Source organism: Brevibacillus laterosporus DSM 25, from assembly GCF_002706795.1.
GTDB lineage: Bacteria > Bacillota > Bacilli > Brevibacillales > Brevibacillaceae > Brevibacillus_B > Brevibacillus_B laterosporus.
Genome location: NZ_CP017705.1, coordinates 2,196,375 through 2,213,670, shown reverse-complemented (window position 1 = coordinate 2,213,670; position 17,296 = coordinate 2,196,375). Strand labels below are relative to the sequence as shown.

20 protein-coding genes and 1 other annotated feature are annotated in these 17,296 nt (G+C 40.8%); of the genes, 1 reads left to right on the top strand and 19 read right to left on the bottom strand.

What is annotated here, in order from left to right:
* Positions 1-69 precede the first annotated feature (69 nt).
* From BrL25_RS10495 to metG, 7 genes are all read right to left on the bottom strand, one after another.
* A complete protein-coding gene (locus BrL25_RS10495) occupies positions 70-252 on the bottom strand; it encodes a small, acid-soluble spore protein, alpha/beta type (RefSeq protein ID WP_018672329.1) in 183 nt (60 codons plus the stop codon).
* A 78-nt stretch (positions 253-330) separates the two neighbouring features.
* The gene (gene veg / locus BrL25_RS10490) at positions 331-603 is read right to left on the bottom strand and encodes a biofilm formation stimulator Veg (protein WP_003333913.1); all 273 of its coding nucleotides are present in this window, start codon (positions 601-603) and stop codon (positions 331-333) included.
* Positions 604-805: 202 nt separating this feature from the next.
* The gene (gene rsmA, locus BrL25_RS10485; protein ID WP_018672330.1) at positions 806-1,684 is read right to left on the bottom strand and encodes a 16S rRNA (adenine(1518)-N(6)/adenine(1519)-N(6))-dimethyltransferase RsmA; all 879 of its coding nucleotides are present in this window, start codon (positions 1,682-1,684) and stop codon (positions 806-808) included.
* Between the two features lie 3 nt (positions 1,685-1,687).
* Positions 1,688-2,245: a ribonuclease M5 gene (gene rnmV, locus BrL25_RS10480; RefSeq protein WP_018672331.1), complete on the bottom strand. Its 558-nt coding sequence runs from the start codon at positions 2,243-2,245 to the stop codon at positions 1,688-1,690.
* 182 nt (positions 2,246-2,427) lie between these two features.
* Positions 2,428-3,471 (bottom strand): resuscitation-promoting factor, encoded by a 1,044-nt coding sequence (locus BrL25_RS10475; protein ID WP_018672332.1) that lies wholly within the window; start codon positions 3,469-3,471, stop codon positions 2,428-2,430.
* Between the two features lie 717 nt (positions 3,472-4,188).
* Positions 4,189-4,968, bottom strand: coding sequence for a TatD family hydrolase (locus BrL25_RS10470; RefSeq protein ID WP_018672334.1), 780 nt, complete (start codon positions 4,966-4,968; stop codon positions 4,189-4,191).
* A gap of 144 nt (positions 4,969-5,112) precedes the next feature.
* Positions 5,113-7,146: a methionine--tRNA ligase gene (gene metG / locus BrL25_RS10465; protein WP_018672335.1), complete on the bottom strand. Its 2,034-nt coding sequence runs from the start codon at positions 7,144-7,146 to the stop codon at positions 5,113-5,115.
* Between the two features lie 53 nt (positions 7,147-7,199).
* Positions 7,200-7,452: a binding site (T-box leader), on the bottom strand.
* Between the two features lie 442 nt (positions 7,453-7,894).
* Here metG and BrL25_RS10460 point away from each other — a divergent pair.
* The gene (locus BrL25_RS10460) at positions 7,895-8,164 is read left to right on the top strand and encodes an AbrB/MazE/SpoVT family DNA-binding domain-containing protein (protein WP_018672337.1); all 270 of its coding nucleotides are present in this window, start codon (positions 7,895-7,897) and stop codon (positions 8,162-8,164) included.
* A gap of 73 nt (positions 8,165-8,237) precedes the next feature.
* On the opposite strand, the gene rsmI is transcribed toward BrL25_RS10460, so the two are convergent.
* The 12 genes from rsmI to BrL25_RS10395 form a co-directional block, all read right to left on the bottom strand.
* Entirely contained in the window at positions 8,238-9,116 is an 879-nt protein-coding gene (rsmI, locus tag BrL25_RS10455; RefSeq protein WP_018672338.1) for a 16S rRNA (cytidine(1402)-2'-O)-methyltransferase, read from the bottom strand.
* 12 nt (positions 9,117-9,128) lie between these two features.
* Positions 9,129-9,461 carry a GIY-YIG nuclease family protein gene (locus BrL25_RS10450; protein ID WP_018672339.1) on the bottom strand — a complete coding sequence of 111 codons (333 nt, stop codon included), beginning with the start codon at positions 9,459-9,461 and terminating at the stop codon, positions 9,129-9,131.
* Positions 9,415-10,182: a tRNA1(Val) (adenine(37)-N6)-methyltransferase gene (locus tag BrL25_RS10445; protein WP_018672340.1), complete on the bottom strand. Its 768-nt coding sequence runs from the start codon at positions 10,180-10,182 to the stop codon at positions 9,415-9,417. The genes BrL25_RS10450 and BrL25_RS10445 overlap by 47 nt, the downstream gene beginning before the upstream one ends.
* Before the next feature lie 103 nt (positions 10,183-10,285).
* Positions 10,286-10,672, bottom strand: coding sequence for a DNA replication initiation control protein YabA (gene yabA / locus BrL25_RS10440; RefSeq protein WP_018672341.1), 387 nt, complete (start codon positions 10,670-10,672; stop codon positions 10,286-10,288).
* Between the two features lie 26 nt (positions 10,673-10,698).
* Positions 10,699-11,514: a PSP1 domain-containing protein gene (locus tag BrL25_RS10435; RefSeq protein ID WP_018672342.1), complete on the bottom strand. Its 816-nt coding sequence runs from the start codon at positions 11,512-11,514 to the stop codon at positions 10,699-10,701.
* Between the two features lie 3 nt (positions 11,515-11,517).
* Entirely contained in the window at positions 11,518-12,501 is a 984-nt protein-coding gene (holB, locus tag BrL25_RS10430; RefSeq protein WP_018672343.1) for a DNA polymerase III subunit delta', read from the bottom strand.
* Positions 12,502-12,511: 10 nt separating this feature from the next.
* Positions 12,512-12,955 carry a YaaR family protein gene (locus BrL25_RS10425; protein ID WP_018672344.1) on the bottom strand — a complete coding sequence of 148 codons (444 nt, stop codon included), beginning with the start codon at positions 12,953-12,955 and terminating at the stop codon, positions 12,512-12,514.
* Positions 12,956-12,988: 33 nt separating this feature from the next.
* Positions 12,989-13,318: a cyclic di-AMP receptor DarA gene (locus BrL25_RS10420; protein ID WP_003333929.1), complete on the bottom strand. Its 330-nt coding sequence runs from the start codon at positions 13,316-13,318 to the stop codon at positions 12,989-12,991.
* Positions 13,319-13,717: 399 nt separating this feature from the next.
* A complete protein-coding gene (gene tmk, locus BrL25_RS10410; protein WP_018672345.1) occupies positions 13,718-14,341 on the bottom strand; it encodes a dTMP kinase in 624 nt (207 codons plus the stop codon).
* A 25-nt stretch (positions 14,342-14,366) separates the two neighbouring features.
* Positions 14,367-15,851, bottom strand: a complete 1,485-nt coding sequence (locus tag BrL25_RS10405) for an aminotransferase class I/II-fold pyridoxal phosphate-dependent enzyme (RefSeq protein WP_026315221.1) — start codon at positions 15,849-15,851, stop codon at positions 14,367-14,369.
* Positions 15,852-15,959: 108 nt separating this feature from the next.
* Positions 15,960-16,142: a sigma factor G inhibitor Gin gene (locus BrL25_RS10400; protein ID WP_081621625.1), complete on the bottom strand. Its 183-nt coding sequence runs from the start codon at positions 16,140-16,142 to the stop codon at positions 15,960-15,962.
* A 36-nt stretch (positions 16,143-16,178) separates the two neighbouring features.
* Positions 16,179-17,279: a hypothetical protein gene (locus tag BrL25_RS10395; RefSeq protein WP_018672349.1), complete on the bottom strand. Its 1,101-nt coding sequence runs from the start codon at positions 17,277-17,279 to the stop codon at positions 16,179-16,181.
* Positions 17,280-17,296 lie beyond the last annotated feature (17 nt).

Sequence of the window (17,296 nt, the reverse complement as noted above, 5' to 3'; positions counted from 1 at the left end):
GCGAGTGGGAAAGTCAATAAGAAACAAAAAAGCCGAGGGAATTCCCTACGGCTTTTGGATGTCAGTAAGTTATTTTGTCGATTGTCTAGCTAATGCTTCTTCGGCAATTTGAATTGCTCGTTTCACCATGTTACCAGCATCGCGGGTTGTAATGCCACCCCAGCCTTCGCTTTTGACGGTGTCGTAAAAGCCCAATTCCTTGGCTAATTCATTTTTGAACTCCTCGGACATGATGCCTCTTCTTCGACTCATCGTGCTTCAGCCTCCCTTACTTACTGACAAAGTTAGTATGATCAGTAAAGGGTAAAACAAAACAGTAGAACATAGGCTCTACTGTTGAATAAAGGTAATCTTTATGTGTGTATCGTCTCGACATACCATTAGTTCTACGGTTTCCGTCAAAATATCAGCATAGCTGTAAGAAACTCGTTCAAATAACTGGTCGTCATCAAGCTTAACTACAAATACTGAGGGGTATGTCTCTTCTAGGATGCCAGTCCGCTCGACGGTCTTACGACGACCGCCATTGGCCTTAAGCATGATACGTTCTCCAATGTGTCCGTCCAAACTGCGTTTAATATCAACTAACGCGTTCCTAGCCATTCCAATTATCCACCTCGCTTATGTACAAGTATAACAGCCTATCCTTAGTTTGTCAAACAAACGAAAAATTATATCAACCAAATGAGCTTTTTGTCAATGAATTTTTTAGGACATTTTTGTCATTTCTCATCGAAAAATATCTCACCTTCCATAAAAAATGCCCTATCCTTTTCGTGAAGGATAGGGCATACACTTATTTTATCTATAATCGGTGAATGGTATTGGCTAATGTAGCAAATTCCTGAATAGATAGCGTCTCTCCACGTCTGCTTGGCAGAATATTAGCTTCCTCCAGCGCTTGTAAAGCCAGCTCCTTCTTTTCTTTACCAAAATAGTTGGTAACTAAGTTATTCAATAACGTTTTGCGTCTTTGAGCGAAGGAAGCTTTTACAATCCGGAAGAAAAGCTTTTCATCTGCTACCTCTACGATTGGTTGCTTACGAATAGACAGCTTGATGACCGCTGAATCAACATTAGGTCTAGGAATAAATACGCTGGCTGGCACAATCATCTCTATGTTAGTCTCGGCATAGAATTGAGCTGCTACACTTAGCGAGCCATAATCCTTCGTACCAGGTTTAGCGGCAATGCGCTCTGCCACTTCCTTTTGAATCATGACAACAATATGATCAAGCTGAATACCTGACTCCAACAACCCCATAAGAATTGGTGTCGTTACGTAATAAGGCAGGTTAGCTACCACACTTACTCCAGTACACCCAGCTAGGTGTTCTTCTATAAGGGCAGCCACGTCCAGCTTCAATACATCACCATGAACCACTGTGATATTATCGTAAGGAGAAAGTGTCTCCTCCAAAATTGGCAAGAGTCGTTGGTCGATCTCAATCGCCATTACTTTTCCTGCTGCTCGACAAAGCTGCTCCGTCAAAGCTCCAATACCTGGTCCTATCTCAATAACAGCTTTATCTTTAGAGAGCTCCGCAGCATCTATGATGTTATGCAAAATGTTTATATCGGTTAGAAAGTTTTGTCCCAAGCTTTTTTTTAGGGAAAAGCCATACTTCTCAATGACCTCCCGCGTTCTGGTCGGAGTTGCGATATCTTTATATCCAGCCGTCATCTACTAGCTTCCCCCTTGTTCTGAATCAATCTGGTTCACAGCAGCATCAAATTCTGCCTTACTGATTTGAAACATGTTTAGCCTTTTACCCAGTTGTTTAGCATTAGAGTAACCGATGCCCAATATCTCTCCTAAACGGGTACGACGATGCTTTGTATCCATTCCCGCTACCATTCCGGCTTGCACGAGGTGTTCTAAGGTAATTTCTCCCTGACCCTCTAGGAATTCTGTTTTTACATCAGAAAGAGCCTGTCTAATTACTTCCGGTGTTGCATGCTCCACACCCAGGTTTCTTCCCTTTTTTCTAGCATCCTCTTTTTTTATAAAAGCATGCTTACATCCGGGCACATATTGACTAACAATTTTTCTAATGCGTTCACCCGGATAATCTGGATCGGTAAATATGATCACGCCGCGTTTCTGTTGTGCCATCTTTATTTTTCGAAGGGTTACCTCGTTGATTGCGGAACCACCTGTCTCAATGGTATCAGCATCGACTGCCCGCTTAATTGCGGCCGTATCGTCTCGTCCTTCCACCACGATAACCTCTTTGATCTTCATCCGTTAATCCATCCTTCGTTCTTGTGTACTTGCTTGCAAAAAAAATTTTTTTATTTGTCCTAAAATAGGAAACGAAAGCAAGCTTACTTGCGTATAAGAAGTATAGAGATTCAAACAGCTTACCACATTTATTAACAAAACAAAAGACAGGAGAGACTCCTGCCTTTTTCCTAAAGTAGCTGTTACGGCAACTTCGGGCCGATTACATGTACTTTGTATCCTTTTTTTCTACCGAATCTCATTGCTTCTGATTCGCTACCCAAATATACATCCATCTTGTGCCCTTTGATGGCTCCTCCGGTATCCTCTGCACGACGATAACCGATGCCCTCAATATAGACCCACCAGCCTAATGGAACCAATTTGGGATCGACTGCCACTGTTTTTCCAACTGTAGCTTTTACACCCATTGCTGTTCTTCCGTATCCGCCGCCAGCGTTCGGAGCATAGGCTGTAAGAGTTACATTATTCAAGACGCGTTTTGAGCGAATATTTTTTCCACCACGCGAAGGTAGGGAAGCCGCCATAACTTCTTGTTTCTTCGTACCCACTGCCAAAACGCGGTCTTGTTTTTCTGTTACCACGTCGGTTTTCACCAGTTTGCGGGATACCTCTTTACCATTCTCCAGTACTACACTATAGTGCAGTACAGCTTTCCCAGCTTGACCTTTTTTTAATTCACGCACTTCTCCCTTGTTGAGGGAAGTGTCATTTTGGCGTATTTCTCGAAAAGCGATATCTTTACTGACTTGAACTGCTTTTTCTTCCACTCTAATGACAGAAATTTCCGTATCTTTCGTCAGCTTTGAATCTACAGATGGATTTATTTTATCCTTCTGGCTTACTTTGACACCTGCATCCGCCAAAACACCGGCTACTGTACGTTTTGTTGTATGAACCATAGTCTTCTGTCCGGCAATTTGGACAGGTATTGCCCAGCTCGTTTGCAAATCAACGGTCATGGCTTTTTCAACAGATGTCTCCAAGCCTGGTTGAATACTATCTTTATCGGTAAGTTGAATTTGTTTTTCTTGTAATAATTGCTCAACCGTCTTTGCCGTAGTCATGACTTCCTGGGATACCCCATCAATGACTAACGTTACTTGCTTTGGCTGGGTAGATAGGTTAAAGAAGTAGATACCCACTGATAACAACACAAAGGTTGCAGCTCCTAAAATTGAGAGGAACAATCGATTGTGCGGTACCCAGATTTTACCTAATTCCATTCCCCACACTCCTTTTTTAAGCCTGAGAAGGATATTATATCACTTTTTTTCTTTTGTCAAATTCTCCCCCTTTTCCTCTCCAGATTGTGCGGCTGATTTTTTTACGAAAAATCCAGCTATTCCTATGTCTCTCAACATGTCTTTTACCTTACCAAATAAGCCACGGAGAATGAAAGCAGTTTTCTGTCGAGCAATTCTGTCGATTCCTCGCTTTCGTTCGACAGGGCACGAAACACACTTTAAAAAAAGCGTAAGAAAGGGAACCTACGAAAACATGTTATGTCAATATGCAGATCGATAGAACGTATTTAATTTTTACTCATCGCCTAGCTATCATGTGACAATCCTGTAACAAAAAAATAAAAACCCATTAAAAGTTTATATATATTGATACTTTTTGAAATTTCAATAAAATATTTTCTGTTATATACTTGCTTTTATTTGGTCACATTATATTTTGTTTACCAATAATGGAAAATAAACAGGTAAAATTCTCTTTTTTAGTTTTAAATATATTAAAAATTCACTTATACTAATCAATTGAATTTATATCACTTTTTTATACAAAAATAAGAGAATTTTCTTGAAAACATTTTCCAAACATTCTATAGAAAGTACTTGCTAGAAAGCTACTTTTCCACCATGAGACAACACATTCCCATAAAAAAAGCCCGACCAATTTCTAGATGAAATCAATCAGGCTTACCCGTTCCTTCATTATAATATAGTTTCTCTAATGTTAAACAAACGACGTGCATTATCAGCCGTAATTTTTGCCAATTCCTCATATGGCAATCCATGAATCTGAGCCATCTCTTCTGCAACATATTTGACATAAGCTGATTCATTTCGCTTACCTCTAAATGGATGAGGTGTTAAATATGGGCAGTCCGTTTCAATTAAAAGACGCTCCAGCGGAATTTTTGCTGCTACTTCCTTTGGTTTTTTTGCATTTTTAAAAGTAAGAGGCCCTCCAAAAGAAATATAAAAATTCATATCTAAAGCCATCTTAGCCAATTCATAACTACCAGAGAAGCAATGCATAATGCCACCTACTTCTCCTGCTTTTTCTTCTCGCAGGATATCGATAATATCCTGATGTGCATCTCGGTCATGAATAATAATAGGCATTTGTAATTTTCGAGCCAGACGAATCTGTTTACGGAATACCTCTGCTTGTACATCACGTGGTGACGTGTCCCAATAATAGTCCAGACCCATCTCTCCAAGTCCAACAACCTTAGGATGCTTACTCAATTCTTCTAACCATTCTAGGTCTTGTTCCTTCATAGTAATAGCATCTTGTGGATGCCAGCCAACAACTGCGTAAATAAAGTCGTACTTCTCAGCAAGCTCCATTGTTGTAGGGATTGTTTCGCGGTTAAAACCAACGTTCACAATCGTACTTACTCCATTTGCCTGCGCACGAGCAATTACGTCGTCGCGATCTTCATCAAATTGTTCCGCATTCAAATGTGCATGTGTATCAAACAGCATGGATTTCCCTCCTTTATTTCATAACCTGTATTGATATCGTTTACCGTTGAGATCATGACTCAAAAAAGGCAAGCAGTGCGAACGCCACACAAGGCTCCCGCACTGCTTTTAAGCAAAATTCTTCTTATCTATTAGCTTGCTAGTCTATTTTACAACAGAACCATTCGGCATGCTGGCGTCAACAGTAGAAACTGTTAATTGGTCACCATGAGAAGCAGCTAAAATCATACCCTGAGACATTTCTCCACGTAATTTTACAGGCTTCAAGTTTGTTACTACGATAACCTTTTTACCAACTAAATCCTCTGGTTTGTAGTATTTTGCAATTCCTGATACGATTTGGCGTTGTTCATCACCTAAATCAACTTGTAAAATTAATAATTTATCCGCATTTGGATGTGCAGCACATTCTTTTACCTCTGCTACACGTAATTCAACTTTAGCAAAATCATCAATTCCGATTAAATCTTTTGTTTCAGAAGCCTTTTCTTTTGATTCAACTGTCTCTTTTTTCTCTTCGTTCACTTTTCCTTCCCCTTTCAATGCATCTTGTTTCTTTTTATTCTCTTCTGCCTGCTTGCGAGCTTCTGCTGTGCTTGCATCAATATAAGATAGCTCCTGTTCAACATCAAGGCGTGGGAATAACAATTCTCCGCCGCGATTTACCTTTATCCCGACTGGTAATCTTCCCCATTCACCAGCTTGTTCCCATGTCAATACAGACTCTTGTTCTGCAACACCCAGTTGAGCCCAAATTTTGGCTGGAGTCTTGGTCATAAATGGTTGCAACATAATAGAAGTAATGCGGATACTTTCCGCTAAATTATACATGACAGTTGCTAGCCGCTCTTTATTTTCTTCAGATTTAGCCAAAGCCCATGGTTGTGTTTCATCAATATATTTATTTGTGCGGCTCACTAGATCCCATAGATGGCTCAGTGCATTACTAAAGCGCATCTCGTCTAAATGCTCTTCTACATACTGTTTCGTTACAAGCGCTTGCTTTATTAATTGATCATCGAATTCCCCTGATTGACTTGGATTTGGAATGATGCCGTCGAAATATTTTTCAATCATAGCAATCGTACGACTGACCAAGTTACCTAGATCGTTTGCCAAGTCGTAATTTAAGCGTTGTATAAAGCTTTCTGGTGTAAATACTCCATCCTGACCAAAGGCGATCTCACGAAGCAGGAAGTAACGAACCCCATCAGAGCTATAACGCTCAATTAAGAATTTAGGATCGATAACATTCCCTTTCGATTTAGACATCTTACCATCTGGCATCAACAACCAACCGTGACCAAAAATTTGTTTAGGTAATGGAAGATCCAACGCCATCAAGATAATCGGCCAATAAATCGTATGGAAACGCAGAATATCCTTTCCTACCAAATGAACATCAGCAGGCCAGTAACGTTGGTACTTTTCATCGTTGTCAGATAAGTAACCAAGCGCTGTAATGTAGTTAGCAAGCGCATCAATCCATACATAAATCACATGCTCTGGATCTGTTGGTACCTTTACACCCCAATCAAATGTACTGCGAGACACACTCAAATCCTGTAAGCCAGGTTTTAAAAAGTTATTTACCATCTCATTGCGACGAGATTCAGGCTGGATAAAGTCAGGATTTGCCTCAATATGAGCAAGTAGTCTGTCTTGATACTTAGACATACGGAAGAAATAATTCTTTTCCTTTACCATCTCAACAGGACGTCCACAATCTGGGCAGAAGTAGCCTTTATCGGTTTTCGCTTGCGTTTCTGTCCAAAACGCTTCATCTGGCACACAGTAGTATCCTTCATATTCGCCTAGATAAATGTCACCTTGATCGACTAAGCGTTTAAATATCTTTTGAACGATAATTTCATGTCGTTCCTCTGTTGTACGGATAAAATCATCATAAGAAATGTCTAGTTTTAACCATAAGTCTTTAATCCAATCAACTACAGGATCAATAAACTGTAAAGGAGCTAATCCTTCTGCAGCAGCACGTTCTTGCAATTTTTGACCATGCTCGTCTGTACCTGTCAGATAGTATACATCGTAACCACGCAATTTTTTGTAACGTGCCATCGCATCTGCAGCAATCGTTGTGTAGGCATTCCCGATATGTAGCTTATTACTTGGATAGTAAATAGGCGTTGTAATATAAAAAGTTGGCTTTTTCGTCATGTCATGCACCCTCCTAGATATGTTTTTACGCATACAAAAAAGACTCCTCCCCTAATTGGGACGAGTCTTGTACTCGCGGTACCACCCAAATGCTCCGTTTCCTCACAGAAACGGACTCGGTAAGTAGTCAACAGCTACTCTCCTATAACGCAGGAATACGTCGCCCCTTATCCGCCATTTCCTACAATGGCTGTTCATGAACGAAACTCAAGGACCATCTTCCACTTCTTTCGCTTAACTGGCTTTCACCTGCCCCAGCTCTCTAAATAAGCTCTGGAAGTGTACTCTTCCCATCAACGTTTACTATAAAAATGATACTTCTATTGTATACTAAATTATCTGTTCATAAACATAATGTCAAGGGATTTACGATAGGTTTCTTTTTCGCCAAAAAAATGTCGAATCTCCGCATATAATTCGACATTTTTCTATATTAATATCCATTATTAGGTTAATTTGTCGTATGACATTTTCCAGCTTTTATGAAAAAAGATTTCTGACATATTCATATACAAAGGGGTTTTTAGCCTCTAATTTAATATAATTGTTACTGTTATTTCGTGATTATCACGTTTTATTCATGTAAATTGTAATAAATGTAAAAATACCATTGACACCTTTGGTAATCACTGGTATCATAACCTTATAATAAATTGTCGAATATTGACGATTAATAGATAAATATTCGGTATTCATCGATACAGGATCCACCCACTTTTTTTAAGAGTTTGAGAGGAGCTTGAAGGGTATGAAATCAACTGGTATTGTAAGAAAAGTAGATGAATTAGGACGTGTTGTAATTCCAATTGAACTTCGTCGTACACTTGGGATTGCAGAGAAGGATGCACTGGAAATCTTTGTTGACGGAGAACGCATCATCCTTAAAAAATATGAACCTGCTTGTATCTTCACAGGAAACGCTGAAGACCTGGTTTATTATAAAGGGAAAATGATCAGCAAGTCTTGTATTCAAGAGATGGCATCCTTGCTTGACGATAGTTCCCAAACGAATTCATAATAATAAAAGGCTATTGCTCCTTTATAAAGAGCAGTAGCCTTTTTTCTTGAATATCTGACATAATTCTTATCAATTAGTCTTGGTGGTATTCATTATATACTTCTCTACGTGTCAGCTTTCGATCCTCAGCTGTTCTTTTACACGCTTCTTTAATAGACATTCCCTGTTCTGTATAATGATCCACATGTTCTTTGAGACTGAAGGTACTCCACCAAATCTCTGCATCTTCTTCAATTAAAAGTTGACCATCAAAGCCAGAAACAATTATACAAAACTCTCCTCTAATCTCTGCTTGCTCTAGCCACTCAATCAGCTCAGACATCGTGCCTCTGGCAAATTCCTCGTATCTTTTGGTCAGCTCTCTTGCCAGCACCGTCTCACGATCCCCCAATACCTCTTGCATAGCGCCCAACGTTTTCGTAATACGATGGGGTGCTTCATAGAACAGCAACGTTTCTGGGTAAAGAGCTAAACGATCCAGTTCTACCTTACGCTGCTTTTTATCACGTGGTAAAAAACCGCAGAACACAAATTTTTCAGTAGGTAACCCAGAGGCAATCAATCCTGTTAACGCTGCATTAGCACCAGGTATAGGAACCACCGTACAACCAGCGTCAATCGCTTCTCGGACAAGGTCGGCACCAGGGTCGGAAATGGCAGGTAATCCGGCATCACTAACTAGAGCAATGTTTTTTCCATCTAACAGCCAGTTAATTAATTCGGGTCCACTAGCTGCTTTATTGTGTTCATGATAGCTAAGTGTACGTTTTTCTATCTGAAAATGAGTAAGGAGCTTTCTGGTTTGGCGTGTATCCTCACAAGCAATAACATCCACCTCACGCAATGTCTGCAAAGAACGGACTGTTATATCATCCAAATTTCCGATAGGTGTTGCCACCAGATATAGGATACCTGTGCTTTTGTCCTGAGCAAAACTCTTTTGTATATTCATCTATCGTAACTCCTAAATGGTTATTTCATCAATCAAAGTAGATTGAACCGGCGGATTGCCAAATAAAATCAAACTTTCCTTTGCTGAGCGTTGAAGACGTTTAATTTGTTCTTCCCTTTTAAGTCCCCATGATCGATCAGCGCCTTCCTCCCAATACACCAATTCAATAGGACAACGCCCTCTTGTATATTTGGCACCCTTCCCTATTCTATGCTGCTTGAGTCTACGCTGTATCTCCGTTGTGTATCCTGTATACAACGAACCATCTGCACATTGTAACATATATACAAAATGACTTTTATGTGAGGGAATCTCGCTTTCCATAATAGATTTCATATAATTCATCGCAATACTCTTCCCCCTGCTTATACACAATCAGTGGAGGTTGTATACGAAGCTCCGGTTTCCCTCCGCGTATCCCTTCCACAAGTACCATGTTAGGTTCACTGTCTTGGCGGGAATGCACGAACCGCATACGTTTAGGCTCGATTCCATACATTCTCATTCCAGTAACAATATCGATCAGACGAGTAGCACGATGCACTAATGCCAGCTTACCACCATTCTTCAGTAGCCTACTTCCAACTCGTAGTACATCATCTAATGTAAGATGAATTTCGTGACGTGCTATGGCACGATGATCATTTTTACTTACCTCTCCTGTGATCGGAGGCATATATGGTGGATTACAGGTGATGAGATCATATTTACTATCTCCAAATCTCTCTACTGCCTTACGTACATCACCATGATGAATAGTAATACGTTTTTCTAACCCATTCATGATTACATTACGGTCTGCCATGTGAAACAATCGTTCTTGTAATTCAATACCTTCAAATTCGGCAAATGGTGTCCTTGTGCTCATTAAGAGCGGGAGCACTCCATTACCTGTGCAGAAATCTAACACTTTTCCCCTTTTAGGTACCTGTGCAAAACGAGCAAGTAACACTGCATCCATAGAAAAGCAAAACACTTCATGACTTTGAATGATTTTTAATTCGTAGGTTAACAAATCGTCAATCCGTTCTGTATCATACAAGGGAACCTGCTGTTTTTCTGTCATATTGTATCCTCTCTTATCAATCAGAAGGTAGCTATACTATCAATTTATCAGTAAAAAGCGACCCGTCTGTGTAATAGACATCAGGTCGCTTTTGTTTTTCGTATCACTTGTGTCCACCGCTTAAAAAAGATAAGCAGAACAGGCAATCGCCTTCTTTTCTTATACTACCATAATGTACGTTGCAAATATGAAATCCTTCCGCATATAGTCGCGCAAGGTTATCGTATCCTTCGCCCACTATTTTTTGATTGCCTACTATCTTTTGACTGGTTGCTACCCTTTTTTGTTGGCCAGCACTTTGCCTTTTGGAAGTAGACTGATCGACCCTTTTCTGGAATCGGTTACGCAAGTGTTCATTTTCAATGAGAAGCTGAGCATTCTCTTCCAAAAGGTTGACGATCACGTCTTTTAGGCTGCCAATCTCCTGATAGAGTTCGCCCACTCTCTCTTCCATGCTCGCGATTTTAGCGAAGATTTCCTGTTTCTCCAACTTCATCACCTCTCGCTACCCGTCCTCTATCCGATCTCTGGTCGACTTGTTACGATCTCATCAAAAGTAAACTCCATGACTCTTCCTACTTCTAGGAGATCAACCTGAGCCACCCTGCCTAAAATATTCAAGCTTACAACTCTGCCATCCCCCATTGGTGTTTTCACCCATGAGCTTAGTTCAGGTATCTCTTCCTTCGTTGTTTCGTAATTATCATTTTCATACTTCAAACAGCACATGAGACGTCCACACAAACCGGATATTTTAGCGGGATTAAGCGAGAGATTTTGATCTTTCGCCATTTTAATGGATACCGGTTCAAAATCACCCAAAAAGGTGGAGCAGCATAGCATTCGACCACAAGGTCCTATACCGCCAAGCATCTTAGCTTCATCTCGAACACCAATCTGTCGCAATTCAATACGCGTACGAAAAACTGCTGCTAAATCCTTCACTAATTCACGAAAATCAACGCGGCCGTCCGCCGTAAAATAAAAAATAATTTTATTTCGGTCGAATGTATACTCAACATCTACCAGCTTCATTTCCAGTTGATGTTCTCTAATCTTGGTTTGGCACACCTGAAACGCATTTTTTGCAGCAGATCGATTCTCATCGACTTGCTTAGCATCTGAGTCGTCGGCAATTCGAATCACTTTTTTCAAAGGAAGAACAACATCAGAGTCCTCCACTGTCTTTTGTCCGATCACGACCTTGCCATACTCAACACCCCGTGCTGTTTCAACAATCACGTGACTGTCTTTGTCTATCTGCATTTCGTCAGGATCAAAATAATATATCTTACCCGCTTTTTTGAAGCGGATTCCGACCACCTCGTACAAAATTTATCCCTCCTGGATATGAAGAACAAGTCGCTCTAACGCTAATTGTGGGTTAGCATTACGCTCTATCCGATTTCTTGTCTCCATGGCTACATCAATTCCTCGCAATATCTCGGTTTGCGCCCATTGCAAGGCCTGCTCTTCTAATGCATCCTGTTGGTCTATGTTGATGATGTTGGCCCTACGCCCTACTTGAATATAGAGGATATCTCGCAGCCAAAGGATGAGCAAATCCAGAAAGAGAGGAAGTTCTTCTTTTAATCTATCGTTACGTTGAAATTGATCTTGAATCGTAAACAGCGCTTGGGAATCACGTTGTTTCAAATCCCTTCCCAATTGTATCACCATAGCTTTAAGCTGTGCAAACCATTCTGATTGGCTTAATAGCCGGGCATCGTCCAGATTTGTTGTAATTTGGGAAGCAACTTGGGCTAAGCCCTTCGTAATTCCTTCGTTTACAAGCGATTGCACTATCATTTCAACCGGTAGAGGGTTGAATACTACTGTCTGGCATCTGGATAAAATTGTGGGTAAAATAGCATGGCTGTTTTCAGATAGCAACAAAGCAAGCACACCCACTGGTGGTTCTTCTAAAAATTTCAGCAAACTATTTGCCGCTTGGGTTGTCATTTTATCTACATGCTCTAAAATATAAACCTTATTCTTCGATTCAACAGCACGCATCTTCATTTCTTTTTGCAAGGCTCTTATCTGCTCTATTTTGACAGATGCTCCATCTGGAGAGATTCGATACACATCAGGATGATTCCCTGATTGAATACGTTGACAGTTCAAGCATGTCCCACAAGCATCACCGGGCTGATCTAAGCAAAAAATGGATTTGGTCAAGTGCTCGGCCACTTCCATTTTGCCTACCCCTTTTGGCCCTGTAAATAGATAAGCGTGAGCCAAACGATCATGCTTCATACTATTAGCTAAGATTTCCGACACGCGCTCTTGTTTTTTTGCTACATTACTCCAGCTCATTTATTTTCACCTAAAAATATAAATTAATTAGCATGCCTCTGATTTCTCCAATTCGAGAAAGCATATCTATCAGAGGGGCCTGCTCACTCAATAGATCATCTGCCAATGCCAATAATTCAGCATCAATCTCTTTGATAATTTTATGAATACGACCTCTTCCTCGACGATTGGTTCCTTTACGCTCGTCGAGAGTAATTCCAAACCGAACGGCTTCCTCCATAAATCGCTTGATAAGATTACGATACGAATAGTAATCTCGTACATTGCGGGAGCGAGCCAAAATATCTCCATGTTTATCTATTTCAGTAAGCAGAAGCTGAAGTCTTTCCTCGTTCAATCTCTGCCCTTCACCTTTAACCATATCTCGAAAGTTCATCTTTTCCACAGATACATCTCTGCGTTGACCTATCCCTTTTACTTCAAATGTAGGTCTGATGCCATTATCAATTTTCACTTGGTCCTCACTCCCGCTCACCTTTACCCGAAACTAAAAAGAATGGAAATGCTCTACGTCCATCACAAATACGGCTGCGCCCCCCACTTGTACTTCAAGTGGATATGATAAAAATGAATCCACTCCACTTCCAAGTGGCGACACAGGGGTCACCATCTGTTTGCGGGATTGGCAGTTCTGTTCAATGATGGTAATAAGCTCTGTTACACGACCATCATCGGTCCCTACAAGAAACGTTGTATTCCCAGCGCGGAGAAAGCTTCCTGTACTGGCCAATTTTGTAGCACGGAATCCTTTTTTCACAAGGGCTTGTGATAAACGCCCACTGTCTTTATCCTGCACAACAGCGATGACCATTTTCATAGTGATTTCATCCTTTCTGCTTCGCAATTGTAGTGCTTAGCTCTCTTACCAGTAACACCATGTAATTACTCTGGCTATAATTCGATTGAAGGGTACCACTTTCCTTTAGAAAAGTGCATTACTTAATCGGAAAAATCAAATAAAATCTGGTAATTTGTTATTTTTAAGGGGCTTACCTTATTGTTATGTCAAAACAGCTACTTGGTGTAATTTTTGTAGCTTTCACACAAGGAAATCTTCCTTAGTGCTTTTTCCTATTATACAGCATGTACGACCTATTTTTCATTCAAACAAATTTTTCTTACGACGAAAAAAAGAGCCTCTCATCATTGTTGCTTTTCACCGTCTGGCGAGGAAAACACTGTATGATGCGTCTGCTCTTTGTTTCGGGTTATCCGTCTATGCTTTTTTTATTTTTTCTTGCATAATAGTAAGCATTTCGTCTACTACCTGCTCTATTGGTTGGTCAGCATTAATACGAACAATCCGTTCTGGGAATTTAGTAATCAATAGTTCATATCCTTCACGTACCCGAGTGTGAAATGACACTTTTTCCAAATCAAGACGATTTTTTTCCCGATTAGAATTAGCTTCAATTCGAGCTAGTCCCACTTCTGGGGATACGTCAAGATAAAAGGTAAGATCAGGCATACGATCCTGAATAGCAAATTGATTAATGGCAAATATTTCGTCTGTAGGTAGCCCTCGCGCCACTCCCTGATAAGCTAAACTACTATCAATGAATCGATCGCAAAGTACAATTTTACCTTGCTCTAACGCTGGGATCACCTTTTCAACAAGATGCTGGCGTCTCGCTGCTGCATATAATAACGCCTCTGTTCGCCCATCCATTTTTGTATTTTCTCGATTCAATATAACTTCACGAATTTGTTCAGCGATATCAACCCCACCTGGTTCACGTGTGACTAAAACCGCCAATCCCTGTTCTGTTACTCTTTTTTCTAAAAGCGCAATTGCAGTGGATTTTCCTGCACCGTCTCCACCTTCTAATGAAATAAACATGCCTGCGTTCACCATACCCCTTCGTTTAACAATGTTTACCTTTTATGACTTGAATGGTTTTTACAGTAGCATCCTTCACACCATGAAAGCGAGCCTCTCTTCTCTGTAATTCCTGCAAAAGAGAAATCACTTGTTCATCTAGGACTTCACCTGGAACAATCATAGGTATACCTGGTGGATATGGAATAACCATCTCAGCACAGATGCGTCCCTGTGCTTCTTCTAGTAGTAGAGATTCCGCTTCCTCGTCTACAGCTACATGCATACTCATAGCTACTTTACGTAAAAAGCAGGAGGAGACTAATCCCGTTTCAAAAGCACGCAGACCTTCTCCCCTCACTTGTTTTGACAGCTCCTCCACAGTAGCAAGTAACCTTTTACAATCCATCTCTGTTGTGCCTGTGGACCCTAGTAGCAAAAGATGATGCAGTCCCGCTAACTCTGTATAAATATAAGCTTCTTCTAGCTTTGTTTGCAATTCAAACCCTGATAGCTGAGATGAATGTAAATTAATTACAATTCGTAGCGGATCTAGTGTCTGGTACCCTGTTTGTTTTTTCCACCCAGCTACTGTAAACCAATCGAAATGGCTAAGGCGTTCTTTCGTTTTTTCAATAAGCCCAATAGCCTTCTCCAGCTCTTGTTGTCCCTCTAGCACCATATGCCGACGTGCTAAATCAAGAGATGCCATTAGCGGATAAGATGGGCTAGAAGACTGTAGCATCGCCAGATAACGATACAACCGACTACGATCAACAAGCTCTCCTTGGGCATGTAGCATTGATCCCATTGTAAAAGCGGTTCCCATCTTATGCGTAGACTGAATTGAAATATCTGCCCCACTCTGCATGGCTGAGGCAGGTAAGTCGGGGTGGAAACCATAGTGAGCACCATGTGCTTCATCGATGATTAATGGAATATGATAACGATGAACAACGGTAGCCATCTTTTCTAAATCAATACCCATTCCATAATAAGTCGGATTGGTAAGAAAGACAGCCTTGCATTCTGGATGCTCAAGCAAAAGTCGCTCTACGTCTTCACGTCGCACACCTGCTGCAATACCAGTCTCTGCATCGACCGCAGGAACAACAAAAATTGGCTCCGCTTTCGCAAGCATCAATCCATGGTAAACCGATTTATGACAATTACGCTGAACAATAATTTTATCTCCAGGTCGACAAATTGACATGATCGTAGCCAAATTACCTACGGTTGTTCCACCTACTAAAAATTTGGTGTCTTCAGCTCCATATGCCTCTGCAGCCAGCTGCTGTGCTTGAGCAATAATATCTTCAGGCTGATGCAAGTCATCTAACCCCGTAATCTCTGTTAAATCAATAGACAAGTATTTTTCAAAAAAAGACCTTGCTTCCTTATCGAAGCTTCTCCCCATCTTATGCCCAGGTACATGAAAAGGATGGGGGGTTTGTCGTGCATGCCTCTGTAGTGCATCAAACAACGGAGCTTGGCGCTGTCTCTCCCAAAAATCTTCCTGATTTTGCATCATCTTTTTCACGTCCTTTTGTTTCGGTACCCCCTATTGTACCATGTTCAAAAGTCCAAAAGCCCATAAGAAAAGAGGCATCGCCCATTGACATGCCTCTTTTTCATGTTATTATGCATTCTTTTTAAACCAGATCTGCCGCATCTGTTTAATATAAAAGGGATAACGTTCGTCACGTACGTCGGTCTTGACCATTTCTTGCTCGCATGTATAACAAATGAATTGGTTGAAAATGGAGATACCAACGGCTTGTTCCCTATTGCAGATAATGCAGCGATGAGAGTGGTCTTCCATATGGGACACCTACCTTTTCGCTAAGCTTATCAACCATTATATCCCATTATAATCTGTTCCATTCCAAACGTTCGGATTTTGACCAAGTGTTCGATAGCATATTTTCTCAAGTTTTGCTTCATATGATGGAAAACAGTCCACTACGTCTAAAACATTGGGCTTAGCCATACTTTCGTATAAGTTGTCTAAACGTATACTTCGAATATCCTGATCATGTCTCAGAATGAGTAGAGCATCAGCCAGTTTTGCTGCTTCAAGCGGAGTATTGCAATAATGCCAATCGCTAGGTAGATTGTTCGTTTTTTGCTGACACGCTTGCAAGTAACAAGAGACTTCCAAGCACGAAAGCTGTGCAAGCATATCACCAGGGATAGGAGAATACCCCCAAATAGCTACACGCTTCACACTCACTTGTTGCAACAAATAATTCCACTCACGCTCAAGCCATTCTTGTTCTTGCTGTAACGTCCTCTCATCATAAACATTTGGGAATAGCCACTCTTGTCCAATTCGTCTGTCCATGCCCAGACCTTGCCCTACAATATTTGCTCTAGCCCCCAGCTCATCACATCGGGAGGCTATCCGATGATAAAATCTTGTTTTCTGATTCAAAAATATCTGGCGTGCCCACGCAATTTCAACTGCTTCTTCATATCTGCACACGAATGAAATATAACCTTGTATGGAAAATGCTCTTCGCAAATGATCATGCCAATTTCGTACTGCAAAATCATTCTCGGCTAGACACTCGCAAATACTGCTACCGAGTATAGCCCTTTTTTGCTCCATCCAGCACAGTAAGCGAATGATTTCAATCGAATCCTTGAAAGGTTGTAGTCGCTTTATAAACTCATACGCCACAATATCAGAAAGATTATCTCCTGCTAAAAGTACAAGATAGGGTCGATTATTTAAGCGTTTATTACGTAAACACCTTGTTATATCACGCTTAAACTGTTGCCACTCTAGGGTGGACAGGCTTTCAGTAAAAAGCCAACCGGATATTTCATCATTTGTCTGCTCCCATTCCTTTGCAGAAATGATATCTATCTCACATGTGCTTAGTACCTCAAGATATTCCCGAGGTAACGATATGGGAGCTACCGAGTGCAGGTACACAAGCGTTGCCTGGCTCACGTATGATCTGCTCCTTC

Coding starts and splice junctions, on each gene's coding strand:
- BrL25_RS10405 (WP_026315221.1), bottom strand. CDS start 15,851: ATGATGCAAAATCAGGAAGATTTTTGGGAGAGACAGCGCCAAGCTCCG.
- BrL25_RS10460 (WP_018672337.1), top strand. CDS start 7,895: ATGAAATCAACTGGTATTGTAAGAAAAGTAGATGAATTAGGACGTGTT.
- BrL25_RS10445 (WP_018672340.1), bottom strand. CDS start 10,182: ATGACAGAAAAACAGCAGGTTCCCTTGTATGATACAGAACGGATTGAC.
- veg (WP_003333913.1), bottom strand. CDS start 603: ATGGCTAGGAACGCGTTAGTTGATATTAAACGCAGTTTGGACGGACAC.
- metG (WP_018672335.1), bottom strand. CDS start 7,146: ATGACGAAAAAGCCAACTTTTTATATTACAACGCCTATTTACTATCCA.
- rnmV (WP_018672331.1), bottom strand. CDS start 2,245: ATGAAGATCAAAGAGGTTATCGTGGTGGAAGGACGAGACGATACGGCC.
- BrL25_RS10450 (WP_018672339.1), bottom strand. CDS start 9,461: ATGAATTATATGAAATCTATTATGGAAAGCGAGATTCCCTCACATAAA.
- BrL25_RS10470 (WP_018672334.1), bottom strand. CDS start 4,968: ATGCTGTTTGATACACATGCACATTTGAATGCGGAACAATTTGATGAA.
- holB (WP_018672343.1), bottom strand. CDS start 12,501: ATGAGCTGGAGTAATGTAGCAAAAAAACAAGAGCGCGTGTCGGAAATC.
- tmk (WP_018672345.1), bottom strand. CDS start 14,341: ATGTTTATTTCATTAGAAGGTGGAGACGGTGCAGGAAAATCCACTGCA.
- BrL25_RS10420 (WP_003333929.1), bottom strand. CDS start 13,318: ATGAAAATGGTCATCGCTGTTGTGCAGGATAAAGACAGTGGGCGTTTA.
- BrL25_RS10400 (WP_081621625.1), bottom strand. CDS start 16,142: ATGGAAGACCACTCTCATCGCTGCATTATCTGCAATAGGGAACAAGCC.
- rsmI (WP_018672338.1), bottom strand. CDS start 9,116: ATGAATATACAAAAGAGTTTTGCTCAGGACAAAAGCACAGGTATCCTA.
- BrL25_RS10475 (WP_018672332.1), bottom strand. CDS start 3,471: ATGGAATTAGGTAAAATCTGGGTACCGCACAATCGATTGTTCCTCTCA.
- BrL25_RS10495 (WP_018672329.1), bottom strand. CDS start 252: ATGAGTCGAAGAAGAGGCATCATGTCCGAGGAGTTCAAAAATGAATTA.
- rsmA (WP_018672330.1), bottom strand. CDS start 1,684: ATGACGGCTGGATATAAAGATATCGCAACTCCGACCAGAACGCGGGAG.